Origin of the sequence: Alkalihalobacillus deserti (assembly GCF_020734105.1) — a bacterium.
Classification (GTDB): Bacteria; Bacillota; Bacilli; order Bacillales; family Bacillaceae_D; genus Halalkalibacter; species Halalkalibacter deserti.
Window position 1 is genome coordinate 49310 of the sequence record NZ_JAJAFR010000002.1, and the last position, 15765, is coordinate 65074.

Consider the following 15765-nt stretch of genomic DNA (forward strand, 5'->3'; position numbering starts at 1 on the left):
GATAAGGAGAGTGGAATCATGGAAAAAGGTAACGATGTACAAGACATATTGACAGCTGAAATTTGGAATGAAGTCGGTTTGAATTTACTAGCAAAAATGATCTCAGAATTTATGTATGAGGAGATTATACACCCAGAGGTTATTGAAAAAGTGGGTGGATTAACCGTCTATCAACTTCTTCTTAAGGAAGAGAGTGGAGAAGAAATCAGCTATCAATTTGAAGCGAAAAAACGCCTAATGGATAGCTATCGAATCTACCCTGATTCAATTCGTTGCAAGAGAAATGGAAAGTGGGAAAAAACTAACAATCCGATTCAATTTATTCTCGATATTCAGCAAGCAGTTGGAATGAACCCTTTGACAACTGGGCATCTCATCAAAGAATACAACAACACATTGCTAGCCGATGCCCATATTTTACAGAAAAAGAAAACGAAACGTGTAGATGAGTTAATCGATATGGACTATGGAGAGCTAGAGGGAGAGATGGAAGGACATCCGTGGATTACATATAATAAAGGACGAATTGGCTTTGATTATCAAGATTACCTCACTTATTCACCAGAACAAAAGAAACAAGTGAACCTATTATGGGTAGCTGTTCATAAGGATTATGCAACGTTTCATGCTGTTTCTGATTTAGATTATGAAACGTTGCTACGAGCAGAGTTAGGGAATGTACAATTTGAGCTGTTCGTAGAGCGTTTAAAGAGCGAAGGAATAGAGGCATCAGCGTATTTCTTTTTACCGATACATGAATGGCAATGGAACAACATGATTATTCAATATTTTCCTGGAGATATTGCTCAAAAAAGGATCGTACCTCTTGGAGCGGGTGAGGATGAATACCTTCCGCAGCAGTCAATTCGTACCTTTGTCAATACAAGTGCTAAAGGCAAACATCACGTGAAATTACCAATGAGTATTTTAAATACGTTAGTATATCGTGGACTACCTGGGGAACGAACCGTTGTTGCACCGATCATTACAGAATATATTCATAGCATCCGTGACCAGGATTCTTTCCTACGAGATGAGTGCCGAATCATCTTGCCGGGAGAAGTAGCGAGTATGAACTATGATCACCCCTATTATTCAAAGCTAGACGGGGCGCCTTATCAATATCTTGAAATGTTAGGTAGCATTTGGCGCGAAAGCATTTATTCATTTTTAGAAGAAGGAGAGCATGCGATTACGTTGGCTTCCCTACTTTATGTAGACAATGCTGGAAAACCTTTTGTAGCTTCATTAATTGAACGATCCGGTTTAACGGTTGATGAATGGATCGAAAAGCTATTTAACGTGACAATGCCACCTCTATTACATTATCTCTATAAATATGGAACGGTCTTTTCACCGCACGGGCAAAACACAGTAGTAGTGTTAAAGGATTATGTTCCACATCGTTTAGCTATGAAGGATTTTGTCGATGATGTAAATGTTAGTGAAGAGCCGCTGCCTGAACTACTAAGTTTACCCGAGGAATTAAAGCCTGTTCTTCGTAGTGAAGAAGCAGAAGGGTTATGTCAATTTATTTTTACCGGTCTATTTGTCTGCCATTTTCGTTACTTAGCTGATATTTTAGACACTTATTATCATTATGAAGAAGAATGGTTTTGGCTCTTGCTAAGAAAAGCGATTATTGATTATCAAAACCGTTTCCCACAATTAGAGGACAGGTTTTATCTGTTTGATTTACTAAAACCAGCTTATACAAAGCTATGTTTAAACCGTAACCGAATGATTGATTATGGGTATGAAGATGATGAAGATCGTCCACATGCCTCTGAATTTGGAAAAGTTCAAAATCCATTACATTTCGTATCTATTAAAGAAAAAGTAAAATCGTAAGCTGACTGTTAAGCAGGTAAACATAGTGACATGCTGTAATTTCAATGAAATTGTAGCAATCATTCCAAATAAACTAGCGCTAGGATAGTGGTGTTATCCTAGCGTTTGAGATACTCAATATTAGATTCGCTAAACCTCACTAATGTTGCATAAAAGAAAATTTAACTTTAAAAATACTTAAAGAGCGTGTTCAAAAAGGTACTCTATAAGACTTGCAATAGCTCCGTTCGCTACTCGTCTTACTATGAGAAACCCACTCATAGTAAGACTTTTAAAGATGTAGCGACTACGCTTATTGCTTCGAGTCTGTTCAAAAAAGGAAAAAACCTCCCTTTTTGAACAGACTCTTAAAATGTTAAATGATTTCCAAAGGGGAAATCATAAGATACATCTGCTCTGATTTTGAGGGAAGGTTTTTTGTTTTTATAAGAGAAGAGATTTGGTCGCATGTTGAAAGATTCAGAAAGGTGAGTCAGGTGATCTGAGTCACTTTCTTTGTTTTTATATTTGATTATCTTGGTTAGATCATTTAAAATATTGATTAAATCGTAATAATTCTGATTTGAACGACCGGATTTCTTAACTGATAAATAGAAAAGAGGGAGATAATGCTAGATGACCTATATCGCAAAGTTGTAATGGATCATGCTAAATATAAAAAAAATTACGGGCAACTCGATGGAAATGAAATACGTAAGGTTCATTATAAAAACCCAACCTGCGGAGATGTAATTACTCTATATATACAGTTCGAAGGAGATCTAATAGAAAATGTTGCCTTTGAAGGAGAGGGCTGTAGTATAAGTATGGCTTCCTCATCAATGATGACAGAGTTAATTAAGAAAAAGGATTTGGCTGCCGTTGCAACTATTAGAAGTGAGTTTGAAAAGTTAATAAGAGAAGGTGAGCAATCAAATGATCTTATTGATTTAGGGGATGCCTTATCCTTACAGGGAGTACACAAACTAAGGGCTCGGCATAATTGTGCTTTGATGTGTTGGCAAGCTCTTGATAAGGCCTTGAAAGATACAGAGACTTATAACTGTAATAAAGATTACTAATAGAAGGAGCGTCCATCAATGAGTGTAATCGAACATAAAAAAGAAGCACCTAAACAAGTCAATTGCAAAATCATAACGGTAAGTGATACTAGGACGAAAGAAACAGATAAAAGTGGAAAGTTAATTCGAAAATTTTTAGAAAACCAAGGGCATGTAATCAAAGATTATGAGATTGTTAGAGATGAAAAACAAGCCATTAATGAGGCTATTCAAAAAGGAATTTTGTCACCTGAAGTCGATGCGATCTTGTTAAATGGCGGAACAGGAATAGCAGACAGGGACGTTACAATTGAAACCGTTAAGGAATTACTCGATAAAGAGATTGTTGGGTTTGGGGAATTGTTTAGAATGCTTAGTTACACAGAAGATATTGGTGCTGCAGCTATGCTAAGTCGTGCTATTGCAGGTGTCAGTAAACATACAGCTGTTTTTGCTATGCCAGGTTCAAGTGGTGCAGTGAAATTGGCTATGAATAAATTGATTAGTTCCGAATTAGCACATGTTATAAGAGAAATTAGAAAGGATTTAAAAAAGGAAACAGCTAATGGACAATAAGCCTGAATTTTCATTTTGGCTTTTTAGGGAGTGGTAAGAGAACGTTATTGAAGGAATTACTTCAATTATGAAAAAAGGAATGGTAGACGCATTGGAATGTTAATGAATGAGTAGGTGATAGTAGCATCGATTCTTTAATCATTGAATTGAAACGATCAAACGAAGACGACTCTTTAGGCAATGAGCGGAACCGTTGCTTTGTTTTAAAGCCTGATATGAGTGGTTTTTTCATAGCAGGCGCGCAATGTGTGGAGCCATTGCTGATTCCTCGAATTTGCTAAAAGGGACTTTTTCAGTATTCTTTTTAAGAGTTGTCTTTTTCTAAGTAAGAAGGCTGCTCCAATTTTTCTTACAAGCACTTAACTAGTAACTTGAAAATAAGTTAAAAAGAATAAAATTTTGACAAGTGAACATTCAAAGGATAAAATAAACGATAATCGTAATCATTGCGTATTGGTTATTAACTATGTTTGTGGAAGTCTATGAAGAGCGAGTAAGTGAAATGGTGGTGATCGGTAAGGAATTAGATGAAAAATGGTTTCAAGAGTAATTTGAACAATGCGTTTCGATATAATATTTAAAAAGCGAATTTAGTTAAGGATAATTCAGTTGTGGCTGTTATGTCATAAAAATATTATACTCATATCTACTTACATAGTTGAAAATGAAAACCTTAATTCATTATAAAAATAGTAATTATTTCGACTTATAGAGGGATAAAAGATAAACCATTCAAAGGTAAATGAGGAGGTGAATTAATTGATTGATTGGACAATAATTGGAGGTGGTATTCAGGGATGCACACTTGCAAATTATTTATTAAAATCTAAACGTACAACTATTTCTAACCTTGCGATTGTAGATCCACACCCTGAACCACTTTATACTTGGAAAAGATGTACAAAAACAATTGAAATGCCATTCTTGCGATCGCCATCAATTCATCACCTAGATATTGACCCCTTTTCACTTGAAAAATTTGCGAAATCTGAAAACGGAAAGTCGGATGCTCATTTTTATGGACCGTATGACCGACCGTCGATTTCTCTTTTTAATAAACATTGTGATTCGCTTTTTCATGAAATACAATTAGTAAACAGTTGGATTCAAGGACGTGTAGACCAGTTAGTTAGGAAAAAGCAACAATGGCATATAAAGTTAGCAGATGGAAGACAGTTTGATAGTAAAAATGTTGTTTTAGCAATGGGGATAAGTGAACACCCTTTTTTGCCTTTATGGGCAAATGATCTACGAAATGAAGGGGCACCTATTAATCATATTTATGATGACAAAATAAGTACAGACGTAATAAAATCTACAGATAACATTTTAGTGGTAGGTGGAGGAATTAGTGCGATACATACCGCGCTTAAGTTGAGTAAAATCCACCCTGGAAGGACCAAATTACTCACAAGACATCCATTCCGCATACATCAATTTGATTCTGATCCAGGCTGGCTTGGACCTAAACATATGAATTCATTCAAAAAGGTTACAAGTCTTACTAAGCGAAGACAGATTATTACTAATGCCAGATATCGAGGATCAATCCCAAAAGAATTAAAATTACAGGCTTTACACGAAGAAAGACAAGGGAAACTAGATATTATTATTGATGAGGTTTCTGAAGCTTTCTATGAGAATAATGAGATAAAATTAAATCTTTTAACTACATCAATTTCAACTAATCGTATTTTACTAGCAACTGGATTTCACGCTACTCCACCAGGGTTTAATTGGTTAACTTCAACAATAGAGAATGAAGGCTTACATTGTGCAACATGTGGTTATCCGATCGTTTCTGAGACGTCTTTAGAGTGGGGGCAAAATTTATATGTTATAGGGGCACTTGCTGAATTAGTGATTGGGCCTGTTTCACGAAATATTTCTGGAGCTCGTAGAGGAGCAGAAAAGATTGTTAATCAGTCCTAAACTAGCTCACCTAGTATTAATATTTGCAAGGCTTAAATCGTAATAATAATTATTATTAATGGATTTATGGAAATCTATTTAATACACGGCAACATTTACTTATTTGTAATAGAAGTGTTGCAACAAAGCAGGTGCAGAACAGTTAACACAGGCTATTAGAAATGAGATAACTTCTAAAGGTTTAGATCCTTTCCTACATACGTCAACGTTTTGCAATGGGCGTTGTCATGATATATGTGTTTTAATTACCTACCCCGATGGTAACTTGCATAAGGAAATCTCTAGTAAAGATGCTCCTCAATTCATTGGTTCTTTGCTATCGGGAAATTGGCTCGGTAAACAAGGTTAGCCATTCATATAATGGCAGTAGCTTTGAATCAACAGAAGGAATGGTAAAAGGAGTAGAAAAAGATGGGGAAATAGTAAAGAGAGTTTCAAAACAACTATAAAATGATGGCCTTAACAAAAAAGAATATCAACACCTGCCCATGTTGTTAGTCACTTTGATAGCAAGTTATTTTATGAATCATTAAATTAGGATAGTTACATATAAGAAAAAGGCTGTTGAGCTCTGAAGTCTCAAACAGCCTTTTTCCTAATTCCTGTATTTATGCTTCAACATAATCGGGCAGAGGATCCGTAAATGTTGTCCAATCCGCTGTCATCTCACTATCTGTTAACAAGCATTGATTAAGCGAGCCTTTTATTTCTTCATGATCCATGTCAATCCCAATTAAGACTAGCTCCGTCATTCGATCACCGAATTCAGGGTCCCACTTTTCTAAAAGCTCTGGTTCCTCAAGTAATGTTTGTTGTTTTTCCTCTTCCGAGTATGCTGCAACCCATTCACCGGCTCCTTGAATCGTAACAGTCGAGCCTGATTGCGAAATCAAACCTGCTACCTGATTTCGTGAGGCGAGCCAAATGAAACCTTTTGCTCGAACAACATCAACAGGCCAATTTTCCATCCATGCCATAAGTCGTTCTGGATGGAATGGTTTCCTACTGCGGTAAACGAACGAAGAGATACCGTATTCTTCTGTTTCTGGTGTGTGCTCTTCATTTAATTCTTTAATCCAACCCGCAGATTGACTAACTTTTTCAAAGTCGAATTTCCCGGTATTTAAAATAGCAGACAATTCCACCGTTGAGAATGAAGTAGGAATGATATCAGCATCTGCATTTAATTTTCTCATGAAACCAATTAATTCCTTCTTATCAAGCTCTTCTAACATTTCTACTTTATTTAAAACAATCACATCGGCAAATTCAATTTGATCAACAAGTAGGTCTGAGATTTCACGCGTATCCAATTCATCTGTACCTTCTTTACGATCAAGCAGGGACTCACCTGATGCATAGTCTTCCCAAAAGCGGTTTGCATCAACAACCGTCACCATTGTATCGAGCTTACATTTTTGAGTTAAATCGATCCCAACTTCTTCATCAATATACGTAAATGTTTGGGCAACAGGGACAGGCTCACTAATCCCAGAAGATTCAATGACGATATAATCGATATCTCCGGCATCAACAATTCGTTCAACCTCCTGCATTAAATCTTCACGCAGGGTACAGCAAATACAGCCGTTTTGAAGCTCAACTAGTTTTTCTTCGGTTCTAGAAAAGCCATTATTCTTGACAAGCTTCGCATCGATATTCACTTCGCTCATATCGTTTACGATTACAGCTACTTTTAATCCTTCACGATTGGTTAAGATGTGGTTTAATAAAGTGGTTTTGCCAGAACCTAAATATCCACTTAGAACAGTAACAGGTACTTTTTTCATCAATAAATCCTCCTCAAAAATATAAAACCATTTAAGCATGCTTATAGTAAGGTGAATGAAGGTAGTTCATCCAACTTCTATTTACAAATAGTAATTGTTACGATTTAAATTCTACCTCTCTTTATTCTCTTTGTAAATAGAAGGTTTATAGAGCTTGTTCAAAAAGGGAAGACCACCCTTTTTGAACAAGCTCTTATAATACTAAAATTCAATCTAGTTTGAAGGGGCGTAGGACAGAACATTACTATAGTCATTAAAAAGGGGGAAGAATTATGTCCAACAAAAATGATAAACCTCCGAATTAGTCAGGAAGAAGAGGCGCAATTATTTTAGATCAGAGTTGTAATTAACTAAGAACCCTTTAAACTGTGGATTAAACACTGTAAAAACCTTTTGACAAAGGTTAACAGGACGGTTAAAATACGAAAATAGTAATCATTACGATTTGAAAAAAGGAGGCATTTTATGAATAATAACATTCCCGTAACCGTTTTAAGTGGCTACCTTGGTTCTGGTAAAACAACATTACTCAATCATATTTTGAAAAACCGTGAAGGACTTAAAGTAGCAGTCATTGTAAATGACATGAGTGAGGTAAACATTGATGCGGAATTAGTTAAACAAGGTGGGGAATTATCTAGAACAGAAGAAAAATTAGTCGAAATGTCTAACGGATGTATTTGTTGCACACTTAGAGAAGATTTGCTAATCGAAGTTGAGAAGTTAGCTCTAGCAGGGAATATTGATTATATTGTCATTGAATCAACTGGTATTAGTGAACCTACTCCGGTTGCCCAAACCTTTTCATATATCGATGAGGAATTAAATATAGATTTAACAAAATTCTGTCGCTTGGACACGATGGCGACTGTAGTGGATGCGAATCGTTTTTGGCACGACTTTCGTTCAGGAGATAGCTTGCTTGATCGAAAAGAATCATTAGGTGAGGATGATAAAAGAGAAATTGCCGACTTACTTATTGATCAAATTGAATTTTGTGATGTACTAATTTTGAACAAATGTGATCTTGTATCAGAAGAAGAATTACAAAAATTAGAACAAGTACTTAGGACATTGCAACCAAAAGCAAAACTGATTCGATCTATAAATGCAAAGGTTGATCCAAAAGAAATTTTGAATACACATTTATTCAACTTTGAAGAAGCGAGCAATTCAGCAGGATGGATTCGTGAGTTAACCCAGGGACATGAACAACATACACCTGAGACAGAAGAGTATGGGATTTCCTCTTTTGTGTACATGAGAAGAGAACCATTTCACTCGATTCGTTTTCAAAATTGGGTCGATTCAATGCCTAGTAATATTGTCAGGGCAAAAGGAATTGCATGGTGTTCAACAAGAAATAACCTAGCACTATTAATGTCACAAGCAGGGCCTTCGGTTACAATTGAACCTATTTCTTACTGGGTAGCAAGTCTTCCGTCCGCTGAGCAAAAGAAAATACTAAAGGATAATCCTCATTTGCTTGAAGATTGGGATGTAGAATTTGGTGACAGGCATACCAAACTGGTTTTCATAGGAACGGATCTAGATAAAGATGAAATAACGAAGGAACTGGATGGTTGTCTCTTAACGGATACTGAATTCACAACAGATTGGAAATCGTTGGAGGATCCGTTTGAGTGGAATTTGCAAAAGGTATAAGGGGAAGTAGGGATTAGAATTGATTTTGTCTGGAAAAAGTATTTTATCAAAAAAAATAACAAAGAGCTTGAAATCTCTCCTCTTACGAATGAGTAGATTCAGCCAGCTTCTGTTGACTTACGACTAGGGAGTCATTTTGTAACGATTGATGATTACAATGAAAGTTTGATCACTCTTAATGAGCCTGTTGCTTATCGAAGAATTACACCGAGCAATGAGAAAATGATTCTGCCACCTCAAACTTTTATCTTAGCAACGACAGTCGAAACGATTAGCTTACCTAATAATGTTACTGCTTTTGTGGAAGGAAGGAGTTCAATAGGAAGGCTTGGATTATTTATTCAAAACGCAGGGTGGGTTGATCCAGGGTTTAAAGGGGAAATCACCCTAGAGCTCTTTAATGCGAATCGTCTACCAATAGAATTAACAGTGGGGCTTAGGATCTGTCAGCTTGTTTTTGCTGAGGTCAACGAAGAAGCTGAACCTTACAAAGGCAAATACCTTAATCAAAGAGGAGTAACATCAAGCGAAATATTTAAAGATATTATGTGACGTTTGGAAAATGGAACTCGATGCAACGAGTTCTATTTTTTTACAAAAACAACACGCAAATAAGAATAATTACGGTTTAGGGCCAATAAGATTAGAAGAGTAAATGATAGGGGGAATAAAATTGTCTAAAATACCTGTGTTTGTTTTAAGTGGATTTTTAGGGAGTGGTAAGACGACTCTGTTAGAGCGTCTCTTAAAGGAGTCTGTAGACCGAGATCTTAAAACGGCTGTTTTAATGAATGAAATTGGAAAGACGGATACAGATGGTAGAATTCTGTTGGGTAAAAGTCAAATGATCGAAAAGTTATTAGATGGATGCATTTGCTGCAATAAAAAAAGTGAAGTCGTTCAATCTATGGAAAAATTGCTTAGTTTAAAACCTGATGTAATCTTCATTGAATTGACTGGTGTTGCAAATCCAGAAGAGGTAGCGGATTCTTTAACGGAGCCGGAGCTAATCAATCAAGTATATTTAGAAAAAGTTATTACATTAATTGACGCGGAACATATCCTCTCTTATAATAATGTGTTTGAATCAGATCGTGAGCTTGTAAGAACGACGAGAAGACAAATAGAGGTTGCTGATCTACTAATCGTTAATAAAACTGATCTAGTTTCTGAATCAAAAAAGCAAAAGATAAATAAACTTCTAATTAAACAAAATCCAACGTCTAAGGTTTCGTTTTCAACATTTAGTAACGTCGAATTAGCTTCTCTATTTACCCACTTAAAATCTTCTTCGGTAAGGGTTAAAGTAAGAATAAAAAGTCCTAAACAAGAAGGTCATCATCATCAAGAGCATACCCATAACTCCTATTCCAAAATTAAAAGCATTACATTGTCACTTTCCTCTACTACAAATTCGTTAGAAATTGAAAAGTTCTTAAAAAAGTGGAAAACCAACCTTCTGCGAGCAAAAGGCTATTTAAATCTTGAAGACGGTACATATCTTATGCAACATGTTATGAAACGAGTAAGTTGGGAACGTTCGACTTATAACGGAGACCATTACTTAGTCTTGATCGGTATGGATCTAAATGAAGATGAAATCAACAAGGAATGGAGAAACCTTGTTCAGAAAACAAGTACATTTTAAAGACTAACGAACAAAGCAGCTTCTGATACAGTTGCTTTGTTTTCGTTTTTGTGAGTAAATCGTAATAATTATTATTTACGTTCATGAAGACCTCTTGTCCGCATATGAATAGGTAAACAAAAAAGTTGGAGGACTGTTAAAGCTTATGCGGATACAAAAGAATTTCACAGAGATCGTTGGCTTTATGCTGCTTGGAATGGCAGTCTTAGTCATATCATTTAATGATCGGTTTACAATAAGCAATCCATTGTTTCCAGAATCATTGTTAACGTTTAACATGATATTTCTTAGTATTTTAATTGAAGCCATTCCTTTTGTATTAATAGGTGTTTTTATCGCGGGTATTATTCAAGTATTTGTAACAGAAGAACATCTTAAGAAGCTAATTCCAAAAAATAAATTATTAGCTGTTCTAACAAGTTGCTTCATAGGAGCTTTATTCCCAGCTTGTGAATGTGGGATTGTTCCTATCGTTCGTCGTTTAATCGCCAAAGGAGTTCCTCTTTTTGCTGGAGTAGGTTTTCTTCTTACAGGTCCATTAATTAATCCAATCGTCGTTTTCTCAACTTATATGGCTTTTGGTGAAGATCTTAGAATGGCTATGTTAAGAATGGGTTTGGGACTAGCAATAGCGGTCATCATTGCAGGATTCATCTCTGTTCTTTTTAAGAGCAATCAATTAAAAAGAAGTAAAGGTATGACAAATGAACGTTCAACAGTCCATAAGCAACCAATCGGAAAACGTTTAAAGTCCATGCTTGAGCATGCAATCGATGAGTTTTTTGATATGGGTAAGTTTTTAATCATGGGTGCTATTTTAGCAGCATTTGTTCAAACGTACATTTCGACTAAGTCGATTCTTGGTTTAGGAGAGGGGATCGTAGCTTCGACACTTATTATGATGGGGCTTGCTTATTTATTGTCGTTGTGTTCAGAGGCAGATGCATTTATTGCTGCTTCATTCCGTCATCTTTTTCCACAAACATCACTACTTGGATTCTTAATTTATGGACCAATGCTAGATTTGAAAAATACGATCATGATGATGGCTGTGTTTAACATACGCTTTGTTATGGTTCTTATGATCATCATTACCGGTACTGTGCTTGGAATCTTACTTTTCGTTCATCCATGGATATAAGAGGAGGGAGTCGCGATCATACATATTCAAGTGAGACAAATGGTTAAGGCAATCATTTTATTACTGTTTGCTGTATTTATTTTCATTTTGCATGAGACTGGGGAGATTATTCGATTTATAAACCCTAATTATCTCTACTTCAGTCAAATAGCTTCCGTTATCTTTTTATTTTTATTTTTTATACAAGTGCCTCGTGTTTTTACATCTTCTGAGTACGATCATAGTGAGTGTGGACCTTGGGGATGTAGTCATGAAGATAATGAGGGAGGAATAACGGTAAAAACGCTGTTGGCTTACGGTTTAATCATCATGCCATTACTGACAGGGTTTCTTCTTCCGTATAAAGATTTCGGTGCAGCAGAAGCGCTTAAGCGAGGGATTAGCTACTCAACTCATGTTCATGGTCACCTAGAAGAGCATGAACTACTTGATCATCAAATAGATAAAAGCGTTGAGAAAATGTTAAAGCAACCTGTACTCGAATTTGATAATGAAAATTTTGCAAGCTACATAAGTGCAGTTACTAGCTATCCCAAAAATTTTGTAGGAAAGCCAATTATAGTAGAGGGCTTTATACTAGAGGATGACTCTCTTTCTAATAAACTGACTGTTATTACTAGATTTCTTGTAACCCATTGTGTTGCAGATGCTCATGCAGCCGGACTAGTTATTGAAAAAGGAGTCTCTTTTGGGATTCAAGAGAATACATGGATCCGTGTAAAAGGAGAATTGAATATTAAAAAGAGTGATAGCAAGCTCATTCCGATTATTACCGTTAGCAGTTGGGAAGAAATTCAATCTCCTATCGATCCCTATGTGTATCCATAACGTAATCGTGAGTGTTGAAAGAGGTTGTCAAAAAGGTAAAAAAAGAGAGACCACTGAAAAAAGGTGAAAACCGTACCTTTTTCAGCGGCCTAAAAAAACAACCTTTTTGAACAACCTCTAATAAGCTATCCTGTCATATTTAATTTGTAAACAGTCATTTAGCATCGTTTCAATTTCTTCGTGATTCAATTCAGAACCAATGAACAGCAACTCAGTTAACGCATTCGTCGATTTTGCAGAATATATGTTAGTTGTGTCAACTTGTATTGAGGAGCCGACTTGGGAAATGGAATGGAGTTCTTGCGTAAAGGGATTATAACATCTCCCTTTCATGCGAAAGACTTCACTGGGAAGTTTAGTGAAAAATTGTTCTAAACGACTAAAGTCCACTGGCAGAAAACTCTGATATACAAAAGTTTCAATACCATATTGTCCTATAACTTTCATGTTACTTCTCGAACTGAAAAGATTGGTTTGATCAGCATAGAGGTTGTAGGCTGCTTTCATGTCAAAAGCAGTCTTTTTATCCTCGTTTCTCCAGTTCATATCGTTCAAGTTACTTACTAAAGCTTGCGGTTGTAAATTTTGTATGAACACCATTAATTCACCTAGTCGTTCATGTGAAAGCTGTTCTGTATTCGACAAAAAAATCATTTCAGCTAGCTCTAACTGATTAATGAGTGTTTCACCAATTGTATACTCTAGTGTAAGGTTAGAATCAAATTCACATATAGTGATCCCATGTTCAGAGTAATAAGAAAACCAAAAGTCCCGTGCATCAATAACATGAATATGGGACTTGATGAACCAATTTTGGTTTCCATTTTGAGAAGTTAAACTTTCAAAGAGAGAATGTTGATGTGAGATTGGATAAATATCTAAAATAATCTCGTCAAAATGATGGTTACAAGATTCCTCTTCTAGTGCAGTGATCAGATTGGGTATTGTATTTATCTCTACATGATGAACAGCTTCACTAATAAAGTGTGTAAGAGGAAAGGGATCTTCTGAATGGATGACTAACTTAACATCTGTAGGGCGAAAGAGAATCACCCTAATGTTGGTTTGCTTATTTCCTTGCATTCTTCTAATTACATCACATTTGTCTTTTAAAGAGAAGCCTGTTACGACTGTTAGAGGTTTTTGTTTTTCCAATCTTCACACATCCCTTTTACCAACTTGATTTTTTCACACCCGGTACCTGACCTTTATGAGCCAACTCTCTAAAAGCAATCCTTGAGAGCTTAAATTTACGTAGAACACCACGTGGCCGGCCCGTCAGCTCGCATCTTCTTGTTAATCGGCTAGGTGCAGAATCCCGCGGAAGCTTACTGAGCGCTATATAATCACCCTTTTCTTTTAGTTCTCTTCTTCTTTCAGCATAGCGTGCAACAAGCTCCTGTCTTTGCTTTTCCTTTGCAACCTTTGACTTTTTTGCCATTATGACAACCACCTTTCTAATCGTTTGATAATCAAAATCATTACGATTTATATGATAGAGGAAATCATCTATGAAGTAAAGTTTTCACAAAAAATAATTCGTAAATATTACGATTTGTTATTGACGATTGCTAATAGTTTTAAGTATAGTTTATAAGTGCAAATAATAACTATTTCGATTTGCGATGACTTTTCGGAAAAAGGAGTAATATAATTCATGATAAAAAAGAATGCCATTATTCAAATGCTTTTTGTCTTTGTTCTCATTTTAATGACAGGTTGTAATAATCAAAGTGAAGGTTCTACATCTAAAATGCAGGAAGAAAGTACAACTGAGTCTTCAGAGATAGAAGATAAGTCTTTAACACTGTTATTCAGCTTTGCCTCTAAAACGATCGATCCTCATCAGGACTGGATGGGTGTTCGTGCAGGTATTGCAGAGACATTAGTAAAAATTGATGAAGACTTACAAATCCAGCCATGGTTAGCTGAATCATGGGAGCAAAACGATGAGAGATCATGGACATTTAACATTCAAAATGGTGTTACATTCCACGACGGAACTCCCGTTGATGGGGAGGCTGTAAAAGCTTCGTTTGAGCGTGTAATGAATGTAAATGATGCGATTGCAACTAACTTAAAAATTGAATCTATGGAAGCAAACGGACAACAAATTACCTTTATAACTACAGAAGAGTATCCAGCATTTCTTTCTGAGCTAGTACATACAAATACTTCTATTATAAAGGCGGATGTAGAAAATACTAGTGAACAACCAATCGCAACAGGTCCTTTCCAAGTGGTTGACTTTACAGCGGAAGCAGAGATTAAGCTGGAAAGATACGAAGATTACTGGGACGGAGTGGCGAATATTGATGAGGTGACAATAAAGTTTAACTCTGATGGGAATGTTCGAGCACTTGCTCTTCAATCAGGTGAAGCAGAGATTGCTTATCATTTGCCTCCTGAGGCGTTAGGTCCAATCGAAAATAGTGAAAACCTTCGCGTTGAATCAATTTCAAGCTTACGTGTTCATTTTCTTCTATATAATCAGGCAAAGCCAGCATTACAAGATGTAAGAGTTCGAAAGGCACTAGATTTCCTTGTTAATCGTCCTGTAACAGTAAGTGAGATTATGAATGGGCATGCAACGGCTGCCAATGGGCCGTTCAATCCTGATTTTGCATTCGCAAGTGAAGAAGAGCCAGAAAGCTATGATCCAGAACAAGCTGAGGTTTTACTGAAGGAAGCAGGATACGCGATGAATGAGGATGGGAAGTTAGAAAAAGAGGGAGAGGTCCTTGAGTTAACATTGGCAACTTTTCAGGGACGACCAGAACTTCCATTAATGGCACAATACTTGCAAGCAGAAGCTGCAAGTCTAGGAATTGAGATTAATATTGTAACGGTTGAGAACATTGATAGTTATTTATGGGATCAACAGGAAGAATGGGATCTAGTGACGTACTCTATATTAACGGCACCTCGAGGAGATGGCGGCTATTTCTTAAATGTTGCCTATTTACCAGATGGTTCTTTAAATCCAGGACAAATCGATATTCCTGAAGTAAATGAAATAACGAAACAACTAAATGTGACAGCTGATTTAAAAGAGCGTGTTGATCTGCAAAAGCAAGCTGTGGCTATCATTCAGGATGAGGTTCCACAATCGTTTATTTTATATCCTCATATTATTGTAGGAGTCAATGAACGAGTAAAGAACTGGAGACCAGGATCTGAAGAATACTACTTAATTACAAATAAAATGGATGTAGAATAGTAGAAAGGTGAAAGTGTCTTAAGATACTTTCACTTTTCTTGTTAGCTTTTTATCAATCGATGTTTGGGAGGTGT

At 36.2% G+C, this 15765-nt stretch carries 13 protein-coding genes; 10 read left to right on the forward strand and 3 right to left on the reverse strand.

Annotated elements, in window-relative coordinates; translation table 11 throughout:
- The first annotated feature begins 18 nt into the window (after positions 1-18).
- The 4 genes from LDX58_RS03845 (at position 19) to LDX58_RS03860 (ending at position 5399) form a co-directional block, all read left to right on the forward strand.
- Positions 19-1851: an IucA/IucC family protein gene (locus LDX58_RS03845; protein ID WP_227935543.1), complete on the forward strand. Its 1833-nt coding sequence runs from the start codon at positions 19-21 to the stop codon at positions 1849-1851.
- A 608-nt stretch (positions 1852-2459) separates the two neighbouring features.
- On the forward strand, positions 2460-2912 hold the full coding sequence (sufU, locus tag LDX58_RS03850) for a Fe-S cluster assembly sulfur transfer protein SufU (RefSeq protein ID WP_227935544.1): 453 nt from the start codon (positions 2460-2462) through the stop codon (positions 2910-2912).
- 18 nt (positions 2913-2930) lie between these two features.
- On the forward strand, positions 2931-3467 hold the full coding sequence (locus tag LDX58_RS03855; RefSeq protein WP_227935545.1) for a MogA/MoaB family molybdenum cofactor biosynthesis protein: 537 nt from the start codon (positions 2931-2933) through the stop codon (positions 3465-3467).
- 759 nt (positions 3468-4226) lie between these two features.
- A complete protein-coding gene (locus tag LDX58_RS03860) occupies positions 4227-5399 on the forward strand; it encodes an FAD/NAD(P)-binding protein (protein WP_227935546.1) in 1173 nt (390 codons plus the stop codon).
- A gap of 608 nt (positions 5400-6007) precedes the next feature.
- Here LDX58_RS03860 and LDX58_RS03865 read toward each other — a convergent pair.
- Positions 6008-7189: a GTP-binding protein gene (locus LDX58_RS03865; protein ID WP_227935547.1), complete on the reverse strand. Its 1182-nt coding sequence runs from the start codon at positions 7187-7189 to the stop codon at positions 6008-6010.
- A 465-nt stretch (positions 7190-7654) separates the two neighbouring features.
- Here LDX58_RS03865 and LDX58_RS03870 point away from each other — a divergent pair, with 465 nt between their 5' ends.
- The 5 genes from LDX58_RS03870 to LDX58_RS03890 all read left to right on the forward strand — a co-directional run bounded on the left by LDX58_RS03870 (position 7655) and on the right by LDX58_RS03890 (position 12471).
- Positions 7655-8854 carry a GTP-binding protein gene (locus LDX58_RS03870; protein WP_227935548.1) on the forward strand — a complete coding sequence of 400 codons (1200 nt, stop codon included), beginning with the start codon at positions 7655-7657 and terminating at the stop codon, positions 8852-8854.
- A 144-nt stretch (positions 8855-8998) separates the two neighbouring features.
- A complete protein-coding gene (gene dcd, locus LDX58_RS03875) occupies positions 8999-9406 on the forward strand; it encodes a dCTP deaminase (RefSeq protein ID WP_308017460.1) in 408 nt (135 codons plus the stop codon).
- A 121-nt stretch (positions 9407-9527) separates the two neighbouring features.
- Positions 9528-10502 carry a CobW family GTP-binding protein gene (locus LDX58_RS03880; RefSeq protein WP_227935549.1) on the forward strand — a complete coding sequence of 325 codons (975 nt, stop codon included), beginning with the start codon at positions 9528-9530 and terminating at the stop codon, positions 10500-10502.
- A gap of 145 nt (positions 10503-10647) precedes the next feature.
- A complete protein-coding gene (locus LDX58_RS03885) occupies positions 10648-11643 on the forward strand; it encodes a permease (protein WP_372459091.1) in 996 nt (331 codons plus the stop codon).
- Between the two features lie 39 nt (positions 11644-11682).
- Entirely contained in the window at positions 11683-12471 is a 789-nt protein-coding gene (locus LDX58_RS03890; protein ID WP_227935550.1) for a TIGR03943 family putative permease subunit, read from the forward strand.
- A gap of 117 nt (positions 12472-12588) precedes the next feature.
- Here the strand turns inward: LDX58_RS03890 and LDX58_RS03895 are convergent, their stop codons facing one another.
- Together LDX58_RS03895 and rpsN are read right to left on the reverse strand one after the other, a co-directional pair.
- Entirely contained in the window at positions 12589-13626 is a 1038-nt protein-coding gene (locus LDX58_RS03895; protein WP_227935551.1) for a GTP-binding protein, read from the reverse strand.
- 16 nt (positions 13627-13642) lie between these two features.
- The gene (gene rpsN, locus LDX58_RS03900; protein ID WP_227935552.1) at positions 13643-13912 is read right to left on the reverse strand and encodes a 30S ribosomal protein S14; all 270 of its coding nucleotides are present in this window, start codon (positions 13910-13912) and stop codon (positions 13643-13645) included.
- A gap of 216 nt (positions 13913-14128) precedes the next feature.
- Here rpsN and nikA point away from each other — a divergent pair, with 216 nt between their 5' ends.
- Positions 14129-15691 (forward strand): nickel ABC transporter substrate-binding protein, encoded by a 1563-nt coding sequence (gene nikA / locus LDX58_RS03905; protein WP_227935553.1) that lies wholly within the window; start codon positions 14129-14131, stop codon positions 15689-15691.
- Positions 15692-15765 lie beyond the last annotated feature (74 nt).

What these genes read in the sequence shown, in the direction of transcription:
- LDX58_RS03845 (WP_227935543.1), top strand. Translation starts at nt 19, where the DNA reads ATGGAAAAAGGTAACGATGTACAAGACATATTGACAGCTGAAATTTGG.
- sufU (WP_227935544.1), top strand. Translation starts at nt 2,460, where the DNA reads ATGCTAGATGACCTATATCGCAAAGTTGTAATGGATCATGCTAAATAT.
- LDX58_RS03855 (WP_227935545.1), top strand. Translation starts at nt 2,931, where the DNA reads ATGAGTGTAATCGAACATAAAAAAGAAGCACCTAAACAAGTCAATTGC.
- LDX58_RS03865 (WP_227935547.1), bottom strand. Translation starts at nt 7,189, where the DNA reads ATGAAAAAAGTACCTGTTACTGTTCTAAGTGGATATTTAGGTTCTGGC.
- LDX58_RS03870 (WP_227935548.1), top strand. Translation starts at nt 7,655, where the DNA reads ATGAATAATAACATTCCCGTAACCGTTTTAAGTGGCTACCTTGGTTCT.
- LDX58_RS03885 (WP_372459091.1), top strand. Translation starts at nt 10,648, where the DNA reads ATGCGGATACAAAAGAATTTCACAGAGATCGTTGGCTTTATGCTGCTT.
- LDX58_RS03890 (WP_227935550.1), top strand. Translation starts at nt 11,683, where the DNA reads ATGGTTAAGGCAATCATTTTATTACTGTTTGCTGTATTTATTTTCATT.
- rpsN (WP_227935552.1), bottom strand. Translation starts at nt 13,912, where the DNA reads ATGGCAAAAAAGTCAAAGGTTGCAAAGGAAAAGCAAAGACAGGAGCTT.
- nikA (WP_227935553.1), top strand. Translation starts at nt 14,129, where the DNA reads ATGATAAAAAAGAATGCCATTATTCAAATGCTTTTTGTCTTTGTTCTC.